Origin of the sequence: Paenibacillus marchantiophytorum, from assembly GCF_014640555.1 — a bacterium.
In the GTDB taxonomy this organism is placed as follows: Bacteria; Bacillota; Bacilli; order Paenibacillales; family NBRC-103111; genus Paenibacillus_E; species Paenibacillus_E marchantiophytorum.
The window spans coordinates 1-5512 of record NZ_BMHE01000099.1; the positions used below are offsets into that span (position 1 = coordinate 1).

At 40.0% G+C, this 5512-nt stretch carries 5 protein-coding genes and 1 pseudogene; all 6 read right to left on the bottom strand.

The genetic code is table 11. The annotated features are described in order from the left end of the window. A partial coding sequence (locus IEY34_RS35725; protein WP_189020970.1) for a hypothetical protein occupies positions 1 to 828 on the bottom strand: 828 nt, incomplete at its 3' end. Beyond that, positions 815 to 1264, bottom strand: coding sequence for a hypothetical protein (locus IEY34_RS35730; RefSeq protein WP_189020972.1), 450 nt, complete (start codon positions 1262 to 1264; stop codon positions 815 to 817). The genes IEY34_RS35730 and IEY34_RS35725, both read right to left, overlap by 14 nt. 384 nt (positions 1265 to 1648) lie before the next feature. Then, positions 1649 to 1906: pseudogene (gene cdiI / locus IEY34_RS38005) on the bottom strand (ribonuclease toxin immunity protein CdiI); the annotation flags it as partial. A gap of 145 nt (positions 1907 to 2051) precedes the next feature. Beyond that, a complete protein-coding gene (locus IEY34_RS35740) occupies positions 2052 to 2567 on the bottom strand; it encodes a CdiA family toxin C-terminal domain-containing protein (protein ID WP_189020977.1) in 516 nt (171 codons plus the stop codon). Between the two features lie 724 nt (positions 2568 to 3291). Further along, positions 3292 to 3765 (bottom strand): hypothetical protein, encoded by a 474-nt coding sequence (locus IEY34_RS35745; RefSeq protein WP_189020974.1) that lies wholly within the window; start codon positions 3763 to 3765, stop codon positions 3292 to 3294. A 6-nt stretch (positions 3766 to 3771) separates the two neighbouring features. Beyond that, positions 3772 to 5512 (bottom strand): CdiA C-terminal domain-containing protein (locus IEY34_RS37155; protein ID WP_505817134.1); only part of this gene is annotated, 1741 nt, incomplete at its 5' end.

Here is a 5512-nt window from a genome sequence, read left to right on the forward strand (position 1 = left end):
TCTTTGCACGACGGCTCCCCCGCCGAAGGCGTATCCATCGAACCTTTCCCCGTTAGGCAAGGGGTAGCCCTGAACAAAGGCCATAAATCCGATATCTTTGATGGATTGCTCATCCAACCCGCGCGGGATGGAGAATTGAAGGTTGAGCCCGAGCCGTTTGACAAGCTCCATATGCCGATTAATGGCTCCGCCTAAGTCTTTTTCCACATTAGCCGTAATTGTGTTCTGCCGAACCTCCTGAAAGATGGCAAGCGTGCTTAGTGGCGCTAAATTGGTTTTACCTGCCAGCGCGGCATATTCATCTTGTACGAATACATTGGATGCCTTATCGTAGACTGTCGCCTTGTCATCCAGTGTAAAATACAGCACATTCCCATTCTGCAGCGTGTAGGTATACGGGCGAATTGGCCAAAAGACAGGAGTAATCTCTCGCTGTCCACTACTATTGGCTGCATCTTCTAATGTCACTAACACATAACCGTTATAGCGAAGCAATACCATGGCAGGCATGTGGATTTTCAAGTTTTGTATCGCTACCGGATTATTCTCAATACCGAACTTAAGGGCTAGATTTTGATAAAAGACATGAAGCATGTCCATATCCAAATTAAGCTGCTTTTGTTCATGATACCGAACGGCGGTCGTCGTTTGTTGTGATTCCATTCTAGCTAAATATGCACCCGCATCGTCCACGGCAGCCTGAAAATCATCCTCATATTGTTTGTGCAGGCTGATGCTTCGATCGTACGAATCCTGTCTGGCATCATGCACAAATACGAGGGGGATGGCGATAATTAGAAATAATAAGACAAGACTAAGGGGCTTCACTTCGTACCATTCCCCCCTTTTTAATGGCAATCGGAACCGCTTGTCCTCTGAATAGGAAAGAGCGAAGCCTGCCTGCAAGGGTAATGCCACGTGATTGAATACGAACGTTAAATAGATCTCCAACATGCATGGTATATCTCCGCGATGCATCATCATCTGCAAGCTGCGCACTTGGATACAGCGTACTGAGTATTTCTTTGGTAAAGTATCCGTCATATCGAACTGTAAATGTCTGTTGGAACGTCCCAAAGTTATTGGGATTCGTATAGGTAGGTTCAATAACCTTTTTGTAGCGCTCCAAGGTAACATCGAATACAGCATTAGAAGTATCCAGCGAACGTAGGAATTGGTTGTAATCCCGCACGTCTACGTAACCCTTCCCCCTAACCGTATCAACAAACTGTGTAATCGCCGCATCGGATACTTGGTAGGTCATATCGTCGACCTTCTCGGCCTGTCTGTATCCAGGTTTAAATATTACCAAAAATGGAATATCAACCTTTATATTATAATCTATAGAACGACAACAATCACCAAAATATTACATTTTATCAGTAAAAAACAGGCTAATCATGGTGGTATCTGACCATAATCGACCTGTTTTATGTAATGCTTCAGCGTTGCTTAGATTATAATTGTCAAGCATTATTGTGCGTACAAGCGAAATGATGAAATCTTTACACGGGTATTACATAGGTTAAGTATGTTACTTGTTGAATGAAAGGTTCATTCAGCACTGGGTAGCCCCCAACCTGAAAAATATTAACTCAATTATAAAAGATAACCAACAATCTCAAGAAACATAGGTTTTTTACTGGCATTAGAATATCATAAATTTATGTTTGATTATTTCCAAGCAAGCTTCCACTTGATATTTATCATTCGGATTTCGAGTTAAATAACCCTCACTTGCTTCAATTAAATATTTAAAAAATGTCTCATAGTCTACAATTGCATTTTCTACAATTTCAGCCATTGGAGGTTGCAAACTAAAGCAAACGCCACTTTCGCCAAAAAATCCTTCTTCCCCAGGCTGATATTCATGGGAAAAAGTGCAACTTACTGGGTCGATTCCAAAACCATCACCATTTTAAAAATTAAGGATAAAATGTATATATTCACCTTAACCTATAGCTTTATAATAAAATCTCATAAGTTCTACTTTTTCCGAAAAATCTTCAATTATAAAAATCTCATCTTCCATATAAATCCCCCTATAAATATTAATCAAGTACTGGGAAAAAGTTGGTGATCTCACCTGTAATCTTATCTTTAAAGCCCATAAACTTAAGTTTTTTCCCATTTATATTAACATAACCCTCGACCATATCACTTGGAGACCTTTCCCCACCAGGAATTATCCTGTTATTACCAACTCCTTCCTCCATCGCTTCTCTTCCCAATTTCAATATCTGTTCATCAGAAAAAACTTTAGGATCATAAATAGTTTTAGGATTTTCATACTCTTTCCACTGACCAGTAAAATTCCCTTTTTCACCGTTAGCCGTGCTCATTCCGTCATAAACAGGGAGCTTGTATTTAACTTCATAAATACCTAGATGCGGTGTTTTCGTTACAGCTTGACTAATGTCTTTTACCTGGTCACCAAAGTTGACTAAGATGTAATTTTCAAAGTTATCAAGATTATGACCACCTTTTATACCTATAGTCGGTTTTGCTTTAAAACCTTCTACTTCAATTATATGCTTATCATAACCATTCTTAAAATCAACTTTAATTTTCGGATTAGATAGGAGAGATGAACCTAGTTTTTCCCTTCACTGACTTGAACATGATATTTAAACCCTTTATCCCTAAGATAATAATGGCATTGTAATATTCACACAGCCACTGTCTTAATGGATTAAAGAAGTCCCAATATACGTTAGTAAAGTCAACCACAATACGGTCAATCGAAACTTTAATTCCTTGCATGTTCAGCCCCCATCCAGAAATTTTCCAACGAATTTCAGTCTATTATTAAAGGGCAAGGCGGCTAGCCTAAAACGTATCCTTACCTGTATATGTTGACCGGCACGTTACCAGATTGTTCTTGACACAGTAATCATCGTTGCAAGGGTCAGTTATGTTGCGGACTAAGTAATCTTCCTTTATTACCGCCCTTACTATAGTTGTCGTACTATCGATCTTGAAAGTTGCGATTCGTTTCTTTCTATCAATTCAATTGATGTAGGACATTTTACAGTTGCAAGTAAATTTGATAAAACCGTGAGAAAGCAAAGATAACAAAAAACAGATCAATCATGGTTGTATCTGACCATAATCGACCTGTTAAATGTAACGCTAAAGCGAAAATTAGGTTATACTATTCAAGCACTACTGTGCGTACAAGTGAAATGAAGAAATCTTTGTATTGGTATTACATGGAATAAGTATGTTACTGGTTGAATAATGGGTTCATTCGATAATGCGTGGCCCCCACATAAAAATAGATGAAATATCCTATCTTTTCAATTTTTCTTCGTTATAAGAATGATCAAGTAAACTAAGTAGGTTTGGGGTTAAGTACTTTATCTGGTATTGATCCAAATCACTATTGACAATTAACTGACCGTTTTCTTTTCTAAGTAGCTGATCTGAACCATTTTCTAAAAATAACAGATTCCCACCACATTGTTTCATAAACTTCCCCATAACTTTAAACAAATATTCTAGTCCTTGATAAAAAGTATTACCGAATAGCTGACCCCTGATGCAAATATTAACATCTAATTCATAATGGTTTCTAACAAAATCTATGTCAGAAATATCCTCAAGTTCAAGTGCCAATGAAAAGTATTCAGTTCCGATAACTATTTCTTCTTCATCACTGTGAATCGATACCTTTTCGTTCAATATGTTGATTATTATTTTATCAATCACTTCTGCCAATGATTTGCAGCTCAAATTAGATAATAAAAATAATTCGAAATCCATGCATATCTATCCCCCAAATATCCGTGTGATTTTACCATCAACCACAATTATCAATTCTTGTAAGTTCTTTAAATCTCCGTTTGGATTAGCCTTCCTTAGAATCCCTTCAGTGATCTCAGTTATTTTTTCTGAAGTGAAACCATCTAAATTAAGCACAATTCTCTCTGCCTGTGTTTTTGTCTTTTTGCTAATATTTCTTAATATATTGTCTACATTTGTATCTATCGTAGGTGCGTAGCAGTCAAATACTTCGCCTTCAATTAGAAAATCTGGATTTGATGTTTCCTTTATACCATGTCCATTTCCGCCATTTACTTCATCTAACAATTCAATGTCATATCCCTGATCAGCAAAGATATCTGCTGTTTCACTCTCTTTCTTAACCCCATGTGAATCACCTTTAGTGTAATTCCCTTTTGGTTTACCTCCATTTGGTAAAGAAGGTTCGGTCAGTTTAGTTCTACCTTCACCCATCCCCTTAACAGGAACCTCTCCAAACGGTCGCTCCGCATTCAATGCCGGTCCATCTTTCAAAGCCATATTCTGGCTCTCTTTATATCTGGCATTCGCCAATGCAACTTCTTTTTCCGCCTGTGACATGAGCAAACTTGAGTTGGTATTTAGCCCTTTCACACCTAAGAGATTTAAGGGAAGGGCATAGATCTCTTCAGCAATTCCCGTCGACTCAAGAAAATCACCCGATGACTGCCCAATGATGCCCTTTCTATATCTATCAAGTATAGCAGTTAATTTCTCCTCCGTTAACTCCCATGGTTGCTTATTCGCTACACCATATTTGGTCATAATGGTTTGCATCGTGTCATTGGTACTCGGATCCCATTGTTTCTTCGTCAATGCTCCCATGATCCTTTGAATGGCTGCCATCTTATTCGGATCTGTGACTTCAGGCAGCGATAAACTACCCTTTGCCTTCACTTCTTCTTCCAAAGCTTGTATAGCTAGATCGACCTTCGTCTCATCATGCCACCACATGCCTTTGAAGTACTCCGCTTCTCCTTGTTCCCAAAAGGCATCATACGCCATTTTTAAATCAGAGCCCTCCAACTGCTCCAGTCGCCTAATCGCCCACTCCCCCTCATTTCCTTTGCTCAAGGAGGTCAGAATCAGACTACGCAGTTCATTATCCTGCGGCATCTCCGAATGGTCATTCTTTGCGGGATTATACTTACAGGCTAGTAACGCCGAACCTGCATAGAACGAACTCACATCCACATTCTCATCATAAAAGCTGGAGGCTATGCCTAACTGGCCTAGCTTTATGCGTTCAGCCTCCATCTCTTTCGTGGCTTCATCCATATACGCCTGATTGCCAAATTTTGCGTACATGTGATAGGCCGCTTGGCTGCGTCCCAGTTCTGTATAGGACGCTTTGATCTGCCCAAGCCGCTCGTTCGCCCATTTCTGCTCTGCTGGCGTTCCTTTTGCTCGTTGATCCAGTAATTGCGCCACTGTTTTATCCTGTTTCAGTGAGCCGAGCTGCTTTTCAATGGTGGCTGTTTGGATTTGCACCTGAAATTCTTTGGCGACTTCCACGAGTAGTGTGGGAACCGGTGCGATCAGAAGTTTCAGCGGGTTCGTATGCATGATCGTCTTCGCCAATTGCTCGAGTCCACTGACGATCTTTTGTACGACGGCTTTGGCCTCCGCGCCCAAACTGCTGGCTAATCGCTCCCACCAGCTTTTCCCCGTCGAGGTTGCTTGTTTTAATGCCTGGGCATCCTTGATG